Source organism: Cytobacillus firmus DS1, assembly GCF_000565285.1.
Lineage (GTDB): Bacteria > Bacillota > Bacilli > Bacillales > Cytobacillaceae > Cytobacillus > Cytobacillus firmus_A.
Genome location: NZ_APVL01000001.1, coordinates 288,633 through 308,571 on the forward strand (window position 1 = coordinate 288,633; position 19,939 = coordinate 308,571).

Genomic DNA, 19,939 nt, shown 5'->3' on the forward strand with positions numbered 1-19,939 from the left:
GTAAATGAAAAATAGCCTGTTTGAATTTTTCAAAAAAAGGCACAGGCTTTTCAAAGCTGTCTGTCGAAAGTTAATTGAAATTAGTTGCTGAAAAGGAGAGATTGTTCATGGGATTCACGCTGAACCAAATCACACCAGCCCGACTCTTGGCAAACCGCCTTGATATGAAACGTTTCCTTCAAGCGGAGTTCAGCCCCCTGATCGGCAGGAAGGCTTGGATGCAAAACTGGGAGCAGCTGGCGAAAAGGTTTCAGCTTTTTAAATTTGAAGCCTTGTCAGACACAGAAGCTCTTGAGTATAGCTGGGATCCCGACGAAATTGCAGCCATCGCCGATGAAACGTGTAAAGAAGCTGAGAGGCATCTTCATTTTAAAAGCCTGTCTATAACCATTGTGCCTTCCCTGCCTTTCCCATGGTTTCAGAATATAGATCAAACCCTATGGACAAATGGCTACACACTTGGTCCGGATACCATTTTCCTAGCCATTCCGCCTCGGCCGGATCCCGACTTCTTAAAACATATGCTTGCGCATGAACTTCATCATGCTTCCCCTGAAAATCCGGTCTACAATCTTACACTGGAAACCTTTACTCTCACTGATTGGTATAAAATGGAGGGGTGCGCCGAGTACTTCAGTCTTTCGCTTTATAGAGATAAGCGGTGGTGGAAAGCAAGCTTTACTGAGGAAGTCCAGCATCACTATTTGGAGATTGCCAGGCAGAATCAGCATACAGCAGACGATGTGTTAAAAAGTAAAATCTGTTTTGGTGATAAGGAAATGGGCATCCCCATATTTTCCGGCTATTCTTTTGCTTATAAATATAGTAAGGCATTACGCAGAGCAGGAAAAAATCACATGCTATCGGGATTTATTTCATATAGATCCGGTTGAACTGCTTAATCGATATATGATCAGGGAGGACATGTAATTGGAGACAGAAATGCTGAATATATTTGATGACAATCGGAATCAGATTGGTGTTGCTTCCCGAGAAGAGGTACACCTAAAAGGACTCTGGCATGAAACTTTTCACTGCTGGTTCATCGATAAACAAGAAGAAAAGGAATATATTTATTTTCAATACCGCAGCAAGGACAAAAAGGATTACCCGGGATTACTTGACATAACCGCTGCAGGCCATCTTATGAGCCATGAATCCGTCATGGATGGGCTGAGGGAAGTGGAGGAAGAACTGGGGATTCAAGTTGATTTTGCGGATTTGGTGCCATTGGGCGTTATTGATTATATGGCAAAGAAAGAAAATTTTATCGATAAAGAACTGGCGAATGTATTTCTTTATCACAACGGCCATACCCTGGAGGAGTTCAAGCCGCAGCTGGAAGAGGTATCAGGAATCTACCGGATTGCCCTGGAAGACTTTCATGAGCTTTGGTTTGAAGGAAGAGAACATATTCAGGCAGAGGGGTTTCAGGTTGAAAACGATGAAAAAATCACCTCCGCCATAACCGTGTGCAAAGACAACTTTGTTCCGCATGAGGATTACTATTACAGGCGTGTACTGCATTCTATCAGGGAAATGGAGAGGGAATATGCAGATTAAAACAGAAGAAGACATCGTGAAGCTCGTAACACAGGACAAATGGATGATGGATATCCTTTCAGCCGCAAAGTCATTAAACCTCCCTGACTGGTGGGTATGTGCCGGCTTTGTGAGGGCAAAGGTATGGGATACTCTTCATGGTTTCAGGAATAGAACTCATTTGCCGGATGTCGATGTCGTATATTTTAATAAAAGTGACCTTAGGGAAGAAACGGAAAAAGAGCTGGAGTCCAAGCTTAAATCCCTTCTGCCCCAAGTGCCCTGGTCTGTTAAAAATGAGGCAAGAATGCATCTGCTTAATGACCTTCCCCCATATACTTCATCTGTGGATGCGATTTCGAAATTTCCTGAAACGGCTACTGCACTTGGATTAAAGCTTGATGACAAATGCAATGTTATACTCACGGCTCCATGGGGAATCGAGGACCTGCTCTCTTTTAAAATAAACCCCACTCCTCTGTTTGCTGAAGATAGCATGTTATTTGAAGTATTCCTGCAGCGAGTTGAAAAAAAGAACTGGAAATCAATATGGCCAATGTTAGAAGAAATTCAATCAAACGTTTGATTGAAAGGAAGAAGCCAATGAAAAAGGTGTTTTTACTATTGATGCTGCTCATGCTGCCAGTTTCGCAGACATTGGCTGCAAAATGGGTGGAATTAAAGCCGGAAGAGATTGTATCCCGTGCACAAATCATTGTGCTGGGAACATATAATTTCAATAGTAAATTAAAATCAGGCAAGAGCTTTTTTTATGGAAGTCAGTTTCATGTTGAAAAGGTGTATAGAGGGGAAGCGGCAGAAATCATTACGGCAGGCATTGATCAAAACGATACTGGATGGGCAGAGGAATTCCAGCAGGAGGGCGGCAAGTTCCTGTTATTTTTGGAAAAGACAAAGGAAGCCCGCTTTCTTGTACCCGTTGCCGGTTCCAATTGAATGGCGGAAGTTCAGGATGGCAGAATTGTATCGGGGCACGAGGATTATTACGGAAGGATACTGGCTGCAGGAGCAAGAATTCCAAGCCCTGCTAAAGAAAAAGGGGAAGGGCACCTGATGGAATTCCTGCTGTTTTCTTCAATAGGGCTCATCACACTGCTGGTCATTTTAAGGTTTTTATCCAGAGAAAATGCGAATTCTTATTAAGCGCGTCACATTTAGATTATAATAGAGAAATAACAACTAAAGAAAAGGCAGGATTCTGTATGATTGTAAAAAATGAAGAAGAATTAGCAAAACTGAAGGAAATCGGCAAAATTGTCGCGGAAATTCGCGATGCGATGATTGAAAAAACCAAGCCGGGTGTCACCACCAAAGAGCTGGATGATTTAGCCGGAGAGCTGTTTGAAAAGCACGGAGCCATTTCAGGGCCTAAAGGAGAATACGATTTTCCAGGCTTTACATGCATAAGCGTGAACGAAGAGGTAGCCCATGGCATTCCCGGAAGCCGCATAATAAAAGAAGGCGATCTGGTAAACATTGATGTTTCAGGATCAAAGGATGGCTATTTCGCCGATACTGGCCTTTCTTTTGTAGTTGGAGAAGACGAAAAGCTGCAAAAGTTGTGTGATGTGGCACAGGAAGCATTCGACGAAGGTCTGAAAAAGTTAAAGGCGGGCGGCAAGCTGAGCCTTGTTGGTAAAACGGTTCATAAAGTGGCAAGAAACAACGGATTCAACGTTATCATGAATCTGACTGGCCACGGTGTCGGCCGCTCCCTTCACGAGAAGCCGGATCATATTCTGAACTATTTTGATCCTTGGGATAAACAGCTGTTAAAAGAAGGAATGGTCGTAGCCTTCGAACCGTTTATCTCAAGCGGGGATGATGAAGTCAAAGAAATGAGCGACGGCTGGACGTTTGTTACACCAAATAAAAGCCATGTGGCGCAATGTGAACATACGGTTGTGGTCACAAAGGAAGGACCTATTATCTTAACGAAATAATCGTGAACAGGGGCATTGGATGCTCCTGTTTTTTTTATGGTTTATTGCTGCCCGCGAAAAAACGCTTGAACTCTCCAGAACATTCAGCTAAAATAATAAAAATTTCAAATTTTAAAGTAATGACAGAAACAAGTAGCTGTTCATCTCCCTGTTTTAGAGAGCTGATGCCCGGTGTAAATCAGCACATAGATAACAGTGAATTACCTTCTTGAACTTTTCCTGTGAACAAGAGTAGCAGGGAACGGCCCGGACCGTTATTCCGCTGAGTGGAAGAGCAATCTTCAAAAAGGGTGGTACCGCGTTAACCACGTCCCTTTCTTTAGGGGCGTGGTTTTTTATATTCCAATTAGAGAAAGGATGGGAATCATGGACAATTTTTTTGAAAAATTAACAGCTCAACAAAAGCTTGAAGCAGAGAGGCAGCTGGAGATTTACCGCAATGGCTCCCAGGAGATTCTGCCAGAAGCAGAGTTAAAGAATAAAATAGCCAAATCCATTTTTCAAAAGCAGCCTTTAAAAATTAAGCTCGGGCTTGATCCTTCTGCACCGGATGTCCATATCGGCCATACGGTTGTGCTGAATAAATTAAAGCAGTTCCAGGACAACGGTCACGTCATCCAGCTTATTATTGGCGATTTCACCGGGAAAATTGGCGACCCGACAGGCAAATCGACAGCCCGAAACCAGCTTACTGATGAAGAGGTGAAGCATAATGCCAAAACATACTTCGAGCAATTCAGCAAAGTGCTGGACATGGATAAGGTGGATCTCCACTACAACTCAGCATGGCTTTCTGACCTCCAGCTTGAAGACGTTATCCGCCTGTCTGCAAGCATAACAGTTGCCCGCCTGCTGGAACGAAATGACTTTTCGGAGCGGCTGGCCACAGGTAAGCCGATCTCGCTTCATGAATTTTTCTACCCGCTGATGCAGGGCTATGACTCGGTTGCTCTTGAAAGCGATATCGAGCTTGGCGGCAATGACCAGCACTTCAATGTCCTCATGGGACGCCATCTGCAGGAGCATTTTCAAAAGGAAAAGCAGGTGGTCATCCTGATGCCGCTCCTTGAGGGCCTGGATGGCAAAGAGAAGATGTCTAAATCGAAAAACAATTACATCGGTGTGGATGAGGATCCGAATAATATGTACGGCAAAACCATGTCCATACCGGATGTGCTGATCGCAAAATACTTCAATCTCGCAACAGATTTGCCGGTGACCGAAAAACAGCAAATCGCAGAAGGGCTTGAAAACGGAACTCTTCATCCGCGTGACACCAAAATGCTTTTAGGCCGAACAATCGTCCGCATGTACCATGGTGCAGGTGCAGCCGATAAAGCGGAGCAGCATTTCCAAACCATTTTCCAAAAAGGAGCCATGCCGGATGAGATCCCGGAAACCGAATGGAAGGGGGAGGGTGAAATGCTCATTACGGATCTTATTGCCTGCCTTGGCCTTCTTTCCTCCAAAACAGAAGCAAGAAAAATGATTGCAGGAGGCGGCATCCGGATAAACGGAAAAAAAGTCAGCGATGTAAAGCTGCTCGTGAAAATTACAGACGGATTAGTTCTTCAGGCAGGAAAAAGAAAGTTTGTGAAACTGAGGGTGAACTAGGCAAAACACTTTTTTCTCCCATCCTTTTCAAGCTATGATAGAATTGACGAAATTTTTAAAGAAAAGAAGGTGGAGGAAATGAAAGCAATCATTCATGAAGGAAAAGCCGGTCTCAGCGGGTTATCTTATGGTGAAATTGAAAAGCCTGAGCCGGGTGCCGGTGAAGTCAGGGTGAAATTAAAAACGGCAGGGCTGAACCATCGGGATTTATTTGTCCTGAACCGCCACAAGCCGGAAGATCCTGCGCTTGTCATCGGTTCAGACGGAGCGGGAATTATCGACGCAGTCGGAGATGGCGTTACAGACGTGAAGCCAGGCGATGAAGTCATCATTAATCCCGGACTCGGCTGGAAGGAAAAAAGCGATGCACCGCCGGCAGGCTTTGAAATCGTCGGTTTGCCGTTTCATGGCACATTCGCGGAATACATCATTATTCCCGCTGAAAACGCAGCACCCAAGCCAGGGCATTTAACCTGGGAGGAAGCAGGCGTTCTTTCCCTTGCAGCACTAACCGCCTACAGAGCATTATTTACTAGAGGAAAGCTACAGGCAGGCATGAAGGTGTTCATTCCCGGAATTGGAGGAGGAGTGGCAACCTTTTTAATGCAATTCGCAAAAGCGGCAGGGGCAACCGTCTATGTGGCTTCACGTTCAGAGGAAAAATGCCAAAGAGCTCTCGAATTTGGTGCAGATAAAGCCTTGAACAGCAGCGAAGATTTTACGGTAGCACTTGGCGGGGAAAAGGTGGATCTTGTCATTGAATCGGTTGGCCCGGCTACATTTAATAAATCTTTGGAAATCCTTCGGGGTGGCGGTACCATCGTAACATTCGGCTCCTCCACAGGAGATGTGCTGGAACTCAATCTCCGCAGTCTCTTTTACGCTCAGCAAAACCTGCTTGGTTCAACAATGGGAAGTGCAGAGGAATTTCATGAAATGCTCCAGTTTATAGAAAAGCATCAAATCAGGCCGGCAGTGGATCAGTCATTTAACCTGGAACAATATGAACAGGCTTTTGGTCGGATTGAAAACGCAGAGCAATGGGGGAAAATTGCTTTTAATATCAGCTAAAACACAGACACCTCAGCAATGAGGTGTTTTTAATTATAGTAATAAATTTTAAGAATGTTCAAAAAATTAATTGTTATAGATCTTTTGGGATGGTAAAATAGACTTAAATTCTGCATGTTTCGACTTTTGGAGGCTAATATGAAATTTTATCAAACTTTAAGATTTAAAATGAGCCTGATTATGATCCTTCTTTTATTAGTTCCGCTTATGATCATCGGTTTTTTATCTTATCAGCAGACTCAAGCGCTTGAATATGCTATCATCCCCAAGAACTCATTGGAAGAAATCAATCCTGATTTTAAAAACATTTTTGTAAATTATGAGCAATTCCTCACAGCTTTGACAGAATCGGAAGAAATGGAGTCAGATACATACTCATTCCCAAATACAATGGAAAAAGAAATTACAAATATGCCGGCTGCCAACGATCCATTGAAAACTCAATTCTATGAAACATATCTGAGCAGCAGGGCAGAAAATTACGAGAACACCTTAAATCTATATTTTGCAACAGAGGATGAGGGAGAATTTTATCTCTCTAACATCCCGCCGGCTGAGGTTGATCTAAGGGAGTTTGATCCGAGGCAGCGTGACTGGTATTTAAGTGCCAAGCAGGCTGATGGGAAGATGGTCTGGACAGAACCTTATATTGATACGGGAACCGGCAAATCCACTATTACATTAGCAAAAGCTTTTAAAGACGAAGATGGGAATATCGCTGGAGTGGCAGGACTTGATTTTGATATGCATAAGCTTGCTCTTCTAATAAGAGGAGATATTCTGAATAAGTCCTTATTCATTGCCGGTCTATCTGTGCTGGCCGGACTGCTGATTGTTTATATCTTTATGAAAAATTTCATAAAACGTCTTGAAGCCCTTCAATCAGGCATGTATAGACTGGCAAAGGGGGATCTTTCCGTCGATAAACTGTATTCAGCCCAGCAGGACGAACTCGGCAGGTTAGTCTCAAGCTATAACGAAATGATGGAACATTTAAAAGAGCTGATAACCAATGTGATGGATACCTCTCAGCAGGTGGCGGCATCTGCAGAACAGCTGAACGCAAATGCGGATGAAGTGGCAAAGGCCACAGACCAAATTGCAGGGTCCATTCAGGAAGTATCTGAAGGGACGGAAGGGCAAGCAGGAAAGGTTGTCGAGTCCCGCGAACATTTGAACCGAATTAAAGAAGATATCCTGGAGATTTCTTCTTTGTCAGGAAAAGTCGCTAAGTCTTCTGAATATACAGCTGCCAGGTCAGAAGATGGTATGCTGATTGTTAATCGTGCAATTAAGCAGATGGAGATCATCAGCCAAAACACGGATGAGACGGGCAGCATTATTCATAAGCTGGATGAAAAGTCTGCAGAGATCGAGAAGATTCTATCGATTATCAGTCAGATTGCTGACCAGACCAATTTGCTGGCATTGAATGCTGCAATCGAGGCTGCCAGAGCTGGAGAGCACGGCAAAGGGTTTGCAGTTGTTGCAGATGAAGTCCGAAAATTGGCCGAGCAATCAAGTGCTTCTGCAAAGCAAATTTCTTCACTCATTCTCGACATTCAGGATCGAACCAAAATTGCGGTTGAATCCATTTCAAAAGGGGAAGGTACTGTAAAAGAGGGAATCACACTTTTTAGTAAGGCATGGAATTCCTTCGATGAGATATCAGCTGCTGTAAAAGAAACGTATGTACAAATGGAACTTGTGTCCGGGAAAATGGAAAAGATACAGATTAGAACATGCCAGCTTTCAGATTCGTTTAATACCGTTGATGAATATGCAATACAGGCTGCGCAGCACACTCAGGAGGTCGCCAGTGCAACAGAAGAACAGAGCGCTGCCATTCAGGAAGTTTCAGCCGCAACTGGTGTCCTTGCAGACATGGCACAGGAGCTTCATGAAAAGGCTATGAAGTTTAAAATATAAAGAAAGAGCCTGTGGGCTCTTTCTTTTCACTGTCTTATACATGTAAAAACTTTACACAAACCGGATCCGGAACTTTCACATCAGACTGAAGCAATGTTAGCTTCCCTGTATTTTTATCTCTCGAGAACAAAACAATATTGCTGGAATTCTGGTTCGACCCAATAACAAATTTTTCGGTTGGATCGAGCACAAAATCACGCGGCCAGTTTCCTTCTGTAGAGGTATGCTCCAAAAATGCAAGCTCTCCATTATCCAGATTGACGGAGAAAACAGCTATGCTGTCATGCCCGCGGTTGCCGGCATAAACGAAGCGGCCGTCGGAAGAGATATGAATGGCGCTGCCCTGGTTATTTTCCTTAAAACCTTCCGGAAGCGTGGAAATAGCCTGCTTTTGAACGAAGCCTCCATCTTCATGATACTGAAGTAAAAGAACTTCAGAGCTAAACTCGGTCATCACATAGGCATACTTTCCATTTGGATGGAACACAAGGTGTCTGGGACCGCTCCCAGGTTTAACGGCCATGGTGCTATTTTCCTTTAGAATGCCTTCATTCACTTTATACGTAATCACCTGGTCTGTTCCCAGGTCAACTGCAGCTAAATACTTTTCATCCGGAGTCAGCCCGGCATAGTGAGTATGCGGTTTTTCCTGCCTGCTGTCAGGACCTGATCCGCTATGCTCCATAACCGAAACAGCAGGATTTAAAGAGCCGTCCTCATTTGTTAAGTAAGACTCGACTGTCCCTTTATGGTAGTTAGCACTGAAAACATTGCGCACGGAAGAATCCACACTGACATGGCATGGAGGGGAGCCGGCAGAAACCTGGCTGTTGATTTTCTCAAGTGAACCGCTGCTGCTGTCAAGGCGATACGCAGCCACTCCGCCGGATTCGCCTTCCTTGGCTACTGAGAATAAAAATTGATTATCCAGGCTGATTGTTAGATAGGTGGGATTATCTAAATGCGCTGCAGTCCTGACATCGGAAATTCTGCCTGCTTCTGTATCCAGAATAAATGAATAAATCCCTTCACTTTCACCCTTTGTGTATGTGCCTATGTATCCTCTATACTTGGCCATATGAAGCCTCCTCTATATGTTTTCTTCTGAAAATACTCTATCATAATTTGCCTTCTAAACAAAAGGAAGAGGAGTTTTACATTGGAAAAAGAATAGTAAAAAGGAATATATATGAGAGGAGGATGAGGTTGAACGCACCCCATTCAATAATGTCTGTCTGGAGAATCTTTGATTGCTTTCCGATGGAAACTCTGACAAAAGCATGGTTTTACGATAAAGCAGGAACAAAAAAGCAGCGGGATGTTTCTTTAATGAAGGAGCACCGTACCCGATATGGTGTAGCCGGAAACTGTTTTGACCTCGCAATTTGGCTTCTGCACGAATTTAAGGAGGCGGGAATTAAGGCATATCCGGTTGGCCACGAATTAAAAAAACTTTCTGCACATGCTGCAGTGGTGGCGGTAGATGAAGAGGGCCGCCGCTTTCTATGTGATCTGGGCGATCAATGGCTGCAGCCCATATTAATTGATCCGGAGGAAAGGGATTTTACACGGGAAAAAGTAAGCGGATTCTTCCCGGCAGCAGATGTCCAGGTTACAACTGAACGTGGACAGCTGGAAATTGCCTATCACCGCCCAAACGGAAAAATATCGCGGCAGAGTTATGATACGGATCCGGTTGAACTGAAATCCTTTCTGGAAGCAGCTGAACGATCCCAAAACTCTATTTATCCAAAAGCTTTGCTGGAGCAGCGGATTCCTTTTAAGAACGAAACCGCACACTGGGAATTTTACAACTGGAAAAGTTTCCTCAGTACCACAGAAGGCCTGTACCATGATGCCCCTGCGGAATCTATTGAAGAATGGGCAGCACGGATTCATGGAAAGACAGGGTATGATCGGGAGTTTTTAATAGAAGCACTGGGCATCTATAAAAAGCTGGGAGATTGAAAAACTGATGCAGAATGTTTTTTGTCGCCTCTAAATATCTGAGAATCGTTTTTTTTCTGAATGTCTCTCAAAAACTGGATTCGCTCAAAAATGTGGATATCGCCCATAAACACAAAATCGCTCATAACACCAGCAACCAAAGGAGATGCCATGTACATAAAACTCTATCAATATCATATCCGCCCCGAAAACGAACAGGAACTGATGCTGATCCAGAGGAAAGCCGTTCAAATCTACCGGAATTACATCGACGTTCAGACCAAAATGTTAAAAAACAATATAGATGAAACAAAGTGGACAGAAATCAGTTTTTTTTAATCGGAAGAGGACTATCAAAACAAGCTGCCGCTGATAAATAGCGACCCCGACATCCAGGAACTTTATCAAAGGTTTGAATCTCTGCTGATCAGCGATATAAGGGAAGAAGATTATGAGGAATGGCTTTAAAACCAAAATTAATAACTAATCCTCTTAAGGAAATTCTCCTGTTTATTTCCTATTCTGCCATTTTGAAGATATAGTAGGATATAATCGAAGCAACACATAAGAGAGGGGATATACACACATATGGAGCCAATTCAAAAAGTTTCAGCGTATCTTACTCAAAATGCGGAGGTATTATCCGAAGAGATTGTTGCAGAAATTGTAAGCCGGTTTGGTTTCGAAATTCCGAGACAGGAATTTGATGCGGCCGTTTCGATGTATGTTGAGTTTATAAAATATCTGGGAACCATGATTGCTAATATTGAAGACCGGGTTCCTGAAGGATTGGTCGAATGGAGCAAAGGAAACGGCGAACGGGCTGCCTCCATGGGAGGAAAAATTTCCGATATAGTCACCCGATATCCGGACACTCGCCTCGTTTTTACCGATAGATTGCGTAATATAGGGAAAGAGTTTGAGCTAACAGCGGATGAATTTATTTCTATTGTGAAAAAAGTAAACTACATACTCGACATCAGCATTAATGAAACCGTATTCGCTTTTGAGCGCCACTCCGAGGAACAATTAAAGGAGACTCAATCCCAGGTAAATGAGCTTTCGGCAACCATCGTACCGATTCAGGACAGTATTGCAATCCTTCCATTGATCGGGAATATTGACTATGACAGAGCACAGATCATCATTGAGAAAACAGTTCCGCGGGTAAGCCAGCTGGGAATAGAAACCTTAATTATCGATTTTTCCGGCACGGTGAATATAGATATTGAAATCGCCAAGCATATTTTTGATATCCGGAATATCCTCCTTCTGATCGGTGTTAACACCATTGCCACAGGTGTCAGACCCGATTTGGCAAAGAAAGCCGTTACCCTTGGCATTGATTTATCATCCCTTGAAGTCTATTCAAACGTCCTGCAGGCGATTAGAAGCATAAATAAATGAATTGATTGAAGCTGCTCAAGCGGCTTCTTTTTATATAAAAAAATATTGTCGAACCCCCACTCACATGATAGTATTTAGATATTTTCAAATATATTAAATTCACAAAATCATAGATACTATCAAAAAGATTCGTATGGGAGGCTTTTGCATGACTGTTTTTACATCCGCCTATTTTACAATGACTGAACAGGAAGCCATTGAATATGCCAGAACCAGACTGAGTTATTTCGCTCCAGATGCTGAATTGGACTGCAGGGAAATTGGAGATGGCAATTTAAACTATGTGTTTAAGCTGACTGACCATAAACACAATAAGTCTCTGATTATCAAGCAGGCCGGACCGGTTGCCAGAATATCTGATGAATTTAAGCTGTCTCCTGACCGCAACCGCATTGAATACGAAATTCTCGACCTGCAAAACAAGCTCGCTCCAGGTTTCGTTCCACAAGTGTTTAACTACGATCCCATAATGAATTGTACCGCAATGGAGGATCTGTCAGATTACACGATTATGAGGACAGCCTTAATGCAACATGAAAAATTCCCGCTGTTTGCTGACCATATCTCAACTTTCCTGGTAAACACCTTATTGCTTACTTCAGATGTCGTAATGGGGCATAAGGAAAAGAAAGAGCTCGTCCAAAGATTTATCAACCCGGAACTGTGCGAAATTTCAGAGGACCTCGTCTTCACAGAACCATTTTATGACTGTGCGAGAAATGAAGTGTTTGAAGGCACCAGGGAATTTGCCAAAAAGGAAATTTGGGAGGATCCAAAGCTTCAGCTTGAAACGGCAAAGCTTAAATTTGAGTTTATGACCAATGCCCAGTCCCTGCTGCATGGTGATCTGCACACAGGTTCAATTTTTGTAAAAGAAGATTCTACTAAAATTATTGATCCTGAGTTTGCTTTTTATGGCCCGGCCGGATACGATGTCGGAAACGTGATTGCCAACCTGATTTTCGCCTATGTGAATGCGAAATATACCATCACTGAAGATGAAGCAAGAACTGATCAGCTTGGTTACCTTGAAAACACAATAGAAGATATTATCGACTTGTTCCAAACGAAATTCCTGCAGGCCTGGGATGAGAAAGCAACTGAACAAACAGCCAGCAATAAAGACTTTAAGGAATTCTACCTGCATACAATCCTGTGTGACACAGCAGCCGTCACGGGACTTGAACTGTGCAGGAGAATTATCGGACTAGCATCCGTAAAGGATGTCACATCCATTGAAGATTACAGCAGCAGAGCTGCAGCCGAAAAGATTTGTCTGGCAGCCGGAAAAATGTTTATTATGGATAGGGAATCTTTTAAAACAGGAGCGGATTTTGTGCGCACTTTAAAAGACTGTGAAAAAAGATTCTAAAGGAGGCAGCATGATGGGAAAACCAGTGGATGTCATCCAGTCAGTCAGATTGGACGATGAAAACGACACGCTCATTCTATTAGATCAAACAGTTCTGCCGAATGAAAAGAACTTTTTGCATTTGAAAGAATTAAAGGATATTTGGGATGCAATCTATCATCTGAAAGTACGAGGTGCACCTGCCATTGGAATTGCCGCGGCTTACGGTGTCTATTTGGGCACAAAGCAATCAGCGGCAGCGAGCTATGAAGAACTTTATCAGGATTTTAAAAAGGCGAAGGAATTCCTGGCGTCATCACGGCCAACTGCGGTTAATCTGTTTTGGGCGCTCGACCGCATGGAAGCCCGTTTCCAGAAGGAAGAAGGCAAAGCGGCAGCGGAAATAAAGCAGGCCCTGAAACAAGAAGCAGAAAAAATCCGCGCTGAGGATGAAAAGGTGTGCGAGTCGATCGGACAGCACGCGCTTTCCGTGCTTGAGCCTGGATGGGGAATTCTGACACACTGTAATGCCGGTACGATTGCGACCGCTAAATATGGAACAGCTCTTGCTCCGATTTATTTAGGCCAGGAAAAGGGATATGATTTTAAAGTATACGCCGATGAAACCCGCCCGCTTCTGCAGGGGGCCCGCCTGACTGCATGGGAGCTCGGAGAAGCAGGTGTCGATGTTACGCTGATCTGCGATAATATGGCCAGCATCGTTATGAAAGAAGGCAAGGTTCAAGCGGTACTTGTCGGCTGTGACCGCGTTGCAGCCAATGGGGATGCAGCCAATAAGATAGGAACATCAGGCGTTGCGATTCTTGCAAAACATTATAAAATACCATTCTATGTTTGTGCCCCGCTGTCAACAGTCGATCTCGCATGCCAGACAGGGGACGATATTCATATTGAATTAAGAGATTCAGAAGAAATTACGTCTAAATGGTACGAAAAGCCGATGGCGCCAGAAGGTGTGCAAACCTATAATCCCGCATTCGATGTCACAGATCATGAATTAATCACAGGCATTATTACGGAGAATGGCATAGCTTATGCACCGTTCACTGAAAGTCTGTCTAAGATGTTTAAATAGGAAGAATACAGTCTCCTGGCCAAGAGGTCAGGAGGCATTTTCATTTTCATGCTTGCACTTCTATTCTTTATATCTTTAAAGCGTTTAACTAGGAAAATATCCCTGATCAAGATGAAGAACGAGTGTAATTTAACCCTTTGCATCAATCAAAGGTACTATTTTATTTGGGGTAATTCCTTTTTTTATGGAAAATTCATCAAGAAAACAACGTGTGAATAGTAGAAATTATTTGTAAACCCTCCAAAATGCCTGATACTTTTTGAGAAACTATGTTTTTATTCCTGATTCCAAAGTCTGATAATTAAATAATTTAGCATATTGTTAGAGTCTGAATATTTTAAATATACTTTAATTACAACAAGAAACGACAGGAAAAAATATAGATTCGAGAGGAGAAAAAGGATGAAGAAAAAAAGGGCATTAGGAGCAGCACTTCTAAGTATGACCATGGGTTTATCAGTTTTCACTGCGGGGGCTTTTGCAAAAGAGCCAGAGACTCAAAACGAAACTTACCGGGTATTGATCCAGGGACCATCAAACGCTAAAGCTTCTGTGAATTCACAGGTGGACAAGCGATGGGATTTTGGAAGCGATGGCATGACTGCAGAAGTCAATGCAAAGCAATACCAGGCACTGATGAAAAATAAGAACTTAAAGATTGAAAAGGTAAACGAAGTTACTCTTGATACTGCCAGAACGGAAGCGTCCAAGAAAGATTCTGTTTCTATTCAGGCAGCAGGATATCCAAGTGATCAGACACCATGGGGAATTGCTTCCATCTATAATAACAGCAGCATTACAAGTACGTCAGGAGGAAGCGGAATTAAGGTTGCTGTTCTTGATACAGGTGTTTATACAAGTCATATCGACCTCGAAGGCTCTGCAGAGCAATGTAAGGATTTCACTCAATCCAGCCCGATTGTAAATGGCTCATGTACTGATCGTCAGGGACATGGTACACATGTAGCTGGGACAGTTTTAGCACATGGGGGATATGATGGACAGGGAATTTATGGAGTAGCTCCACAGGCGAAATTATGGGCATACAAAGTGCTTGGAGATAACGGCTCAGGCTACTCAGATGATATTGCAGCAGCAATCCGCCACGTTGCAGACGAAGCATCCCGCACAGGATCAAAAGTGGTCATCAATATGTCACTTGGTTCAAGCGGCAAGGATTCTCTAATCAGCAGTGCGGTTGATTATGCCTACAGCAAAGGTGTCCTTGTTGTTGCCGCAGCAGGAAATTCCGGCTACAGCGCTAATACAATCGGCTATCCTGGAGCTTTAAAGAATGCGATCGCGGTTGCAGCCCTTGAAAATGTTCAGCAGAACGGTACATACCGTGTGGCAAACTTCTCTTCCCGCGGAAACCCAAGCACTGACGGCGACTATGTCATTCAGGAAAAAGACGTAGAAGTGTCTGCACCAGGTGCAAGCATCGAGTCTACGTGGTATAACGGAGGCTACAACACAATAAGCGGCACATCCATGGCTACACCTCATGTAGCCGGCCTTGCAGCGAAAATTTGGTCATCAAGCCCTTCCATGAGCCATACTCAGATTCGCACAGAGCTTCAAAACCGTGCCAAGCAATATGACATTAAAGGCGGATACGGGGCAGCTGCCGGTGACGACTATGCGTCAGGCTTCGGATACCCTCGCGTAAAATAAAAGAACAGCATCATACCCCCCGAAAACCGTCTGATCTCTGATCAGGCGGTTTTATAATATTTCCGCGGAAATGATCAAATTTTAGCGAAACATGAAAACTAATGGAAAATGCTGAAAGAAACTAACTTTGAATATACAATAGGGAGTAGATGTGAATAGGAAAGGGGATGATAGTCATGGCTTTTAATAATACATATCTTAATGACCAGGAAGCAAAGGAACTCATCTGTGAAATCGGCAGAAGAATTTACAATAAAAACTTCGTTGCTGCAAACGATGGAAACATTTCCATTAAAGTGAACGACCGTGAACTCTGGACAACACCAACCGGAGTGAGTAAAGGGTTTATGACACCGGATATGATGGTTAAGCTGGACCTTTCAGGGAATGTCCAGGAAGGGAAGCTGAAGCCATCTTCAGAAGTAAAGATGCACCTTAGAGTGTATCAGGAAAATCCTGAAGCAAAGGCTGTTGTACATGCCCATCCGCCTGTGGCCACATCATTTGCCATAGCCGGAATCAGCCTTGAAAAACCCGTTTCACCGGAAGCGGTAGTCCTGCTTGGCAGAGTGCCGGTTGCGCCGTATGCCACACCAGGTACACAGGAAGTTCCGGACTCAATTGCCCCATACTGCAGGGATTACAATGCTGTACTTCTAGCGAACCATGGTGCCCTAACCTGGGGAAGGGACTTAACAGAGGCCTATTTTAGGATGGAGTCATTGGAACACTATGCACTCATGCTGATGTATTCCGAACACATCATTCAAAAGTCAAACCAGCTGAGCCCTGGACAAATTGCAGAGCTGATCTCGATCCGTGAAAAAATGGGCATTCATACAGGCGGAATCCCGGTTCCGAAAAGTGATAAGGAAATCCGGACAGCTCCCGGCCTCCCGGAAGAAATGATCGAAAATATCGTTCGGAGAGTAACGGAAGAAGTCTTGAAAAACGTTTTAAAATAGCGAAAATAGGATAGCTATAAGGGTATAGAAATTCTGTATATTTTTAACCTTTTAACGAAACCTATCTTGAAAACCTTAAAGAACGTGAGGAGAGATTCCGATGAAACTGCTGGTCATTGGCGGGGTGGCTGCAAGTATGTCAGCCGCATCGAAATTAAGGAGAATGGACGAAAAAGCGGAAATTACCGTGTATGAAAAAGGAAAATTTTTATCTTACGGTGCCTGCGGTCTTCCGTATTACATTTCCGGCGAAAATGATGATTACCGGAAAATGATCGCAAGAACACAGGAGCAATTTTCTGAGAGAAACATTAAAACACATCTTCAGCATGAAGTATTAAAAGTGGATACAGATAAGAAGAAAGTAACGGTTAAAGACCTTGGATCAGGAGAAATATTTACGGATACTTACGATAAGCTGATGATCGGAACAGGCACGTTTCCCATCATGCCTCCATTTCCTGGAGCTGATCTTGAGAACGTTCAGGTGCTGAAAACAATGGAAGATGGGATGGTACTAAAAGAAATTTCCCGCAAACCAGAAGTGAAAGATGTTGTTATTGTCGGCGGAGGCTATATTGGAATCGAAGTGGTCGAAGCGATGAAAACCCTCGGCAAAAATGTGCGAGTTATTGAAATGGGTGAAAGAATCTTAGCGCCTTTCGATAAGGAAATAACCGATATCGCTGAAAAAGAAATCCGTGATCACGGTGTAGAACTTAACCTGGGAGAAAAGGTGGAAAGTTTCAGCGGCAATGGGGAAGTGGAAAGTGTCAAAACTGATAAAGGCACTTATAAAGCAGATTTAGTGCTAGTTGCTGCAGGTGTAAAGCCAGCTACGAAATTTCTGGAAGGATCGGGAATAGAAATGGCGGAAAATGGTGCCATTATCATCGACCGTGAAATGCGGACAAATATAGAAGGTGTTTATGCAGCGGGGGATTGCGCTCAGGTTTATCACAAAGTGCTTGAAGAGAATGATTATATTCCGCTTGGAACAAATGCAAATAAATGCGGCCGCCTGGCTGGGGCCAATATAGCCGGAAGTCATGAAAAATATGTGGGAACTCTGGGAAGCGCCGCGATTAAAATTTTTAATATGGAGCTCGGAAGAACGGGACTTTCCGAGAAGGATGCAAAAAAGCTTGGCATAGGCTATACAACTGAATTCGTGAAAGCCGCCGATCATCCGGATTACTATCCCAATCAGACCCCTATCTGGATCAAGCTGATCTGTGAAAAGGGAACAAACCGGATTCTCGGAGCCCACGCCATCGGAAATAAAGGAGTGGTCCTTCGAATCGATGTATTTGCTGTTGCCATCCACAATAAGATGGCAGCAGAAGATCTTGGAATGGTGGATCTTTGTTATGCTCCGCCATTTGCAGGTGTCTGGGATGCTGTCCATATCGCAAGCAATGCAGCGAAAATAGATTAAAGTCAGCGGAAGCGCTGGCTTTTTAAATTTTTTAGAAGGTTTTTGTAAGAAGCTGTTGAATATTGTCCATATGAAATCCCTTTTATGGAGGCTGAAATGTTTACAAGAATCGATACAGTCTTTTTGCAGGTAACTGATTTTGGAAAAGCCATTGAATGGTACAGCACAGTGCTTGGCTTCCCGGTAAGATGGAGGGATGACCAGGGAGGGTATGCAGCCTTGGAAGTCGGGGAAACGCCTTTAACCCTTGTGCGCTCTGAAAAGGTAATCCCTTCCTTCCATATGCCATTTAACTTTTATGCTTCCGATATTGATGAAGCACATCAGCATCTGGCAGGGCATAATGTCAAAACCGGTCAAATCCAGGAAGATGGAACGGTAAAGTGGTTTGAGTTTGAAGATCCTGACGGCAATAAGCTTGGCGTATGCCATTTTAAAGAATAAGGAAAAGCTGCCTTTTTAGGGCAGCTTTTACAGTTAAGAATATGAATCCTTTGCTAGCTTCGGATGGCGGTTCATGGCACCAAGCAGAATCAGTCCGCTCAGGATAAGCAGGAGGCTTGTGACCACGAAGACTGCAGAAAAACCCAAATAGCCAGAGATCAAACCGCCGATGACAGGTCCGATGATATTGCCGAAAAAGCGAAGGCTTGTGTTGTAGCCAAGGACCTCACCCTGCATGGCGACGGGAGCTTCCTGCCGTATATAGGCAATACGGACAGGAATGATGCCTCCGATGGTGACGCCAAGTGCAAAGCGGACAAGAACAAGCTGCCACATGTTTGAGACAAATCCTCCCGGCAGATAAAACAAGCCTGCAAGAAGGAGGAGAACAACCAATGTTTTAATATATCCATGCTGGTCCCCGATTTTCCCCCATTGCCTTGCCATCAGCAGATTGCCAAGCCCTGCAGCTGAAAAAGCAATTCCAGCAAAGAACGCCAGATTTTCCGGTCCATGCAATTCACTGACATATAAAGATAGGATAGGCTGGATGCTGAAATGTGCGATTTGAACAAGCGTTGATATTAGCATAACTGTCAGCAGGACAGGATTGCTGATAATATGCCGGATGACTGCCTTGCTTGAATACCGTGTTTTCTCGCCCTTTTGCGTTTGGATTTTGTGTTCTTTTGTGAAGAAGACAAGAAAAGCAGAAACAAAGATGGCGATGGAGGTCCACTTAAAGGTATCTGCAAACCCGAATAAGTCTGCAAGAACTCCGCCAAGAAGCGGACCCATTAAAGAACCTGTAATGCTTCCGGTCTGCAGTGTCCCCATCACCCTGCCGGCAATTTCCTTCGGAGTCTGCGTGGAAATGAACGCCTGGGACATTCCGATGAAGCCTGTAAAAATTCCCGTAAACAGCCTGAGAAAAAACAGCTGCCAGACGTTTGTCACGTACCCCATCAGGAAAATGGATATGCCCATCCCGATACCGGACAGAATCAATATTTTCCTGCGTCCAAAAAGATCCCCGATTCTTCCCCAGACAGGTGAAAAAAGAAACGCAGTCACAAATGTGATCGCAAACGTCCACCCTGACCAATGCTGCACATAGGTTGGAGAATAGTCACCAAAACTCTCTATATATAATGAAATAAAGGGGAGCACCATCGTCATGCTGCCTGCCACAAAGAAATTGGCAAACCACATGATCATTAAATTTCTTTTAGTCTGTTTTACCATATTTGAAACACTTCTTTCCGGTCAACATTTCGTTTCCCTAAATATATAATAACGAAAATTACAAAAAATAGGAAGGATTATGCTATCACTCTAATTTTTTAATTATCCTTTAATCTATGATGAAAACCGCTTTACTCAGGAAAACCAGAAACTTCTATGACATTTTTACCAGAGTCCGTGAAAAAAGCATTGTCTTATAACAGTATTTATTCTATAATTCCTAATAGGAAAAAGATTCAGAATATATACGAA

The 19,939-nt window shown here is 43.5% G+C and carries 20 protein-coding genes and 1 other annotated feature; of the genes, 18 read left to right on the forward strand and 2 right to left on the reverse strand.

The features are described from left to right. Positions 1–107 precede the first annotated feature (107 nt). The 9 genes from PBF_RS01460 to PBF_RS24830 all read left to right on the forward strand — a co-directional run bounded on the left by PBF_RS01460 (position 108) and on the right by PBF_RS24830 (position 8,120). A complete protein-coding gene (locus tag PBF_RS01460) occupies positions 108–893 on the forward strand; it encodes a DUF2268 domain-containing putative Zn-dependent protease (protein WP_235192178.1) in 786 nt (261 codons plus the stop codon). Positions 894–930: 37 nt separating this feature from the next. Continuing rightward, the gene (locus tag PBF_RS01465; RefSeq protein WP_035326157.1) at positions 931–1,563 is read left to right on the forward strand and encodes an NUDIX hydrolase; all 633 of its coding nucleotides are present in this window, start codon (positions 931–933) and stop codon (positions 1,561–1,563) included. Next, a complete protein-coding gene (locus tag PBF_RS01470) occupies positions 1,553–2,128 on the forward strand; it encodes a nucleotidyltransferase family protein (protein WP_035326159.1) in 576 nt (191 codons plus the stop codon). The genes PBF_RS01465 and PBF_RS01470 overlap by 11 nt, the downstream gene beginning before the upstream one ends. 17 nt (positions 2,129–2,145) lie before the next feature. After that, positions 2,146–2,499, forward strand: a complete 354-nt coding sequence (locus PBF_RS26670; protein WP_235192179.1) for a hypothetical protein — start codon at positions 2,146–2,148, stop codon at positions 2,497–2,499. Further along, on the forward strand, positions 2,500–2,706 hold the full coding sequence (locus PBF_RS26675) for a hypothetical protein (protein ID WP_235192180.1): 207 nt from the start codon (positions 2,500–2,502) through the stop codon (positions 2,704–2,706). It begins immediately after the preceding gene. 59 nt (positions 2,707–2,765) lie between these two features. Continuing rightward, a complete protein-coding gene (gene map, locus PBF_RS01480; RefSeq protein ID WP_035326161.1) occupies positions 2,766–3,506 on the forward strand; it encodes a type I methionyl aminopeptidase in 741 nt (246 codons plus the stop codon). 110 nt (positions 3,507–3,616) lie between these two features. Beyond that, positions 3,617–3,824 (forward strand) — a binding site (T-box leader). 48 nt (positions 3,825–3,872) lie between these two features. Continuing rightward, positions 3,873–5,120, forward strand: a complete 1,248-nt coding sequence (tyrS, locus tag PBF_RS01485; RefSeq protein ID WP_035326163.1) for a tyrosine--tRNA ligase — start codon at positions 3,873–3,875, stop codon at positions 5,118–5,120. 78 nt (positions 5,121–5,198) lie between these two features. Further along, a complete protein-coding gene (locus tag PBF_RS01490) occupies positions 5,199–6,191 on the forward strand; it encodes a zinc-binding dehydrogenase (RefSeq protein WP_035326165.1) in 993 nt (330 codons plus the stop codon). A 138-nt stretch (positions 6,192–6,329) separates the two neighbouring features. Further along, a complete protein-coding gene (locus tag PBF_RS24830) occupies positions 6,330–8,120 on the forward strand; it encodes a methyl-accepting chemotaxis protein (protein ID WP_051488778.1) in 1,791 nt (596 codons plus the stop codon). A 34-nt stretch (positions 8,121–8,154) separates the two neighbouring features. Here PBF_RS24830 and PBF_RS01500 read toward each other — a convergent pair whose 3' ends face one another. Next, positions 8,155–9,198 carry a lactonase family protein gene (locus tag PBF_RS01500; protein WP_035326167.1) on the reverse strand — a complete coding sequence of 348 codons (1,044 nt, stop codon included), beginning with the start codon at positions 9,196–9,198 and terminating at the stop codon, positions 8,155–8,157. Between the two features lie 122 nt (positions 9,199–9,320). On the opposite strand from PBF_RS01500, the gene PBF_RS01505 reads away from it, so the two are divergent. From PBF_RS01505 to PBF_RS01545, 9 genes are all read left to right on the forward strand, one after another. Further along, the gene (locus tag PBF_RS01505; protein ID WP_035326169.1) at positions 9,321–10,088 is read left to right on the forward strand and encodes a hypothetical protein; all 768 of its coding nucleotides are present in this window, start codon (positions 9,321–9,323) and stop codon (positions 10,086–10,088) included. Positions 10,089–10,238: 150 nt separating this feature from the next. After that, positions 10,239–10,406, forward strand: coding sequence for a hypothetical protein (locus PBF_RS26680; RefSeq protein ID WP_235192181.1), 168 nt, complete (start codon positions 10,239–10,241; stop codon positions 10,404–10,406). Positions 10,407–10,655: 249 nt separating this feature from the next. Then, positions 10,656–11,474, forward strand: a complete 819-nt coding sequence (locus PBF_RS01515; RefSeq protein WP_035326172.1) for an STAS domain-containing protein — start codon at positions 10,656–10,658, stop codon at positions 11,472–11,474. Between the two features lie 148 nt (positions 11,475–11,622). After that, a complete protein-coding gene (gene mtnK / locus PBF_RS01520; RefSeq protein WP_035326174.1) occupies positions 11,623–12,846 on the forward strand; it encodes an S-methyl-5-thioribose kinase in 1,224 nt (407 codons plus the stop codon). 13 nt (positions 12,847–12,859) lie between these two features. Continuing rightward, the gene (mtnA, locus tag PBF_RS01525) at positions 12,860–13,921 is read left to right on the forward strand and encodes an S-methyl-5-thioribose-1-phosphate isomerase (protein WP_035326176.1); all 1,062 of its coding nucleotides are present in this window, start codon (positions 12,860–12,862) and stop codon (positions 13,919–13,921) included. 402 nt (positions 13,922–14,323) lie between these two features. Next, positions 14,324–15,595, forward strand: a complete 1,272-nt coding sequence (locus PBF_RS01530; RefSeq protein WP_035326178.1) for a S8 family peptidase — start codon at positions 14,324–14,326, stop codon at positions 15,593–15,595. A 176-nt stretch (positions 15,596–15,771) separates the two neighbouring features. Then, entirely contained in the window at positions 15,772–16,560 is a 789-nt protein-coding gene (locus PBF_RS01535) for a class II aldolase/adducin family protein (RefSeq protein WP_035326180.1), read from the forward strand. Positions 16,561–16,660: 100 nt separating this feature from the next. Beyond that, the gene (locus PBF_RS01540) at positions 16,661–17,998 is read left to right on the forward strand and encodes a CoA-disulfide reductase (protein WP_035326182.1); all 1,338 of its coding nucleotides are present in this window, start codon (positions 16,661–16,663) and stop codon (positions 17,996–17,998) included. A gap of 96 nt (positions 17,999–18,094) precedes the next feature. Next, positions 18,095–18,442, forward strand: coding sequence for a VOC family protein (locus tag PBF_RS01545; RefSeq protein WP_064503394.1), 348 nt, complete (start codon positions 18,095–18,097; stop codon positions 18,440–18,442). A 33-nt stretch (positions 18,443–18,475) separates the two neighbouring features. Here the strand turns inward: PBF_RS01545 and PBF_RS01550 are convergent, their stop codons facing one another. Further along, the gene (locus PBF_RS01550) at positions 18,476–19,687 is read right to left on the reverse strand and encodes an MFS transporter (RefSeq protein ID WP_035326186.1); all 1,212 of its coding nucleotides are present in this window, start codon (positions 19,685–19,687) and stop codon (positions 18,476–18,478) included. Positions 19,688–19,939 lie beyond the last annotated feature (252 nt).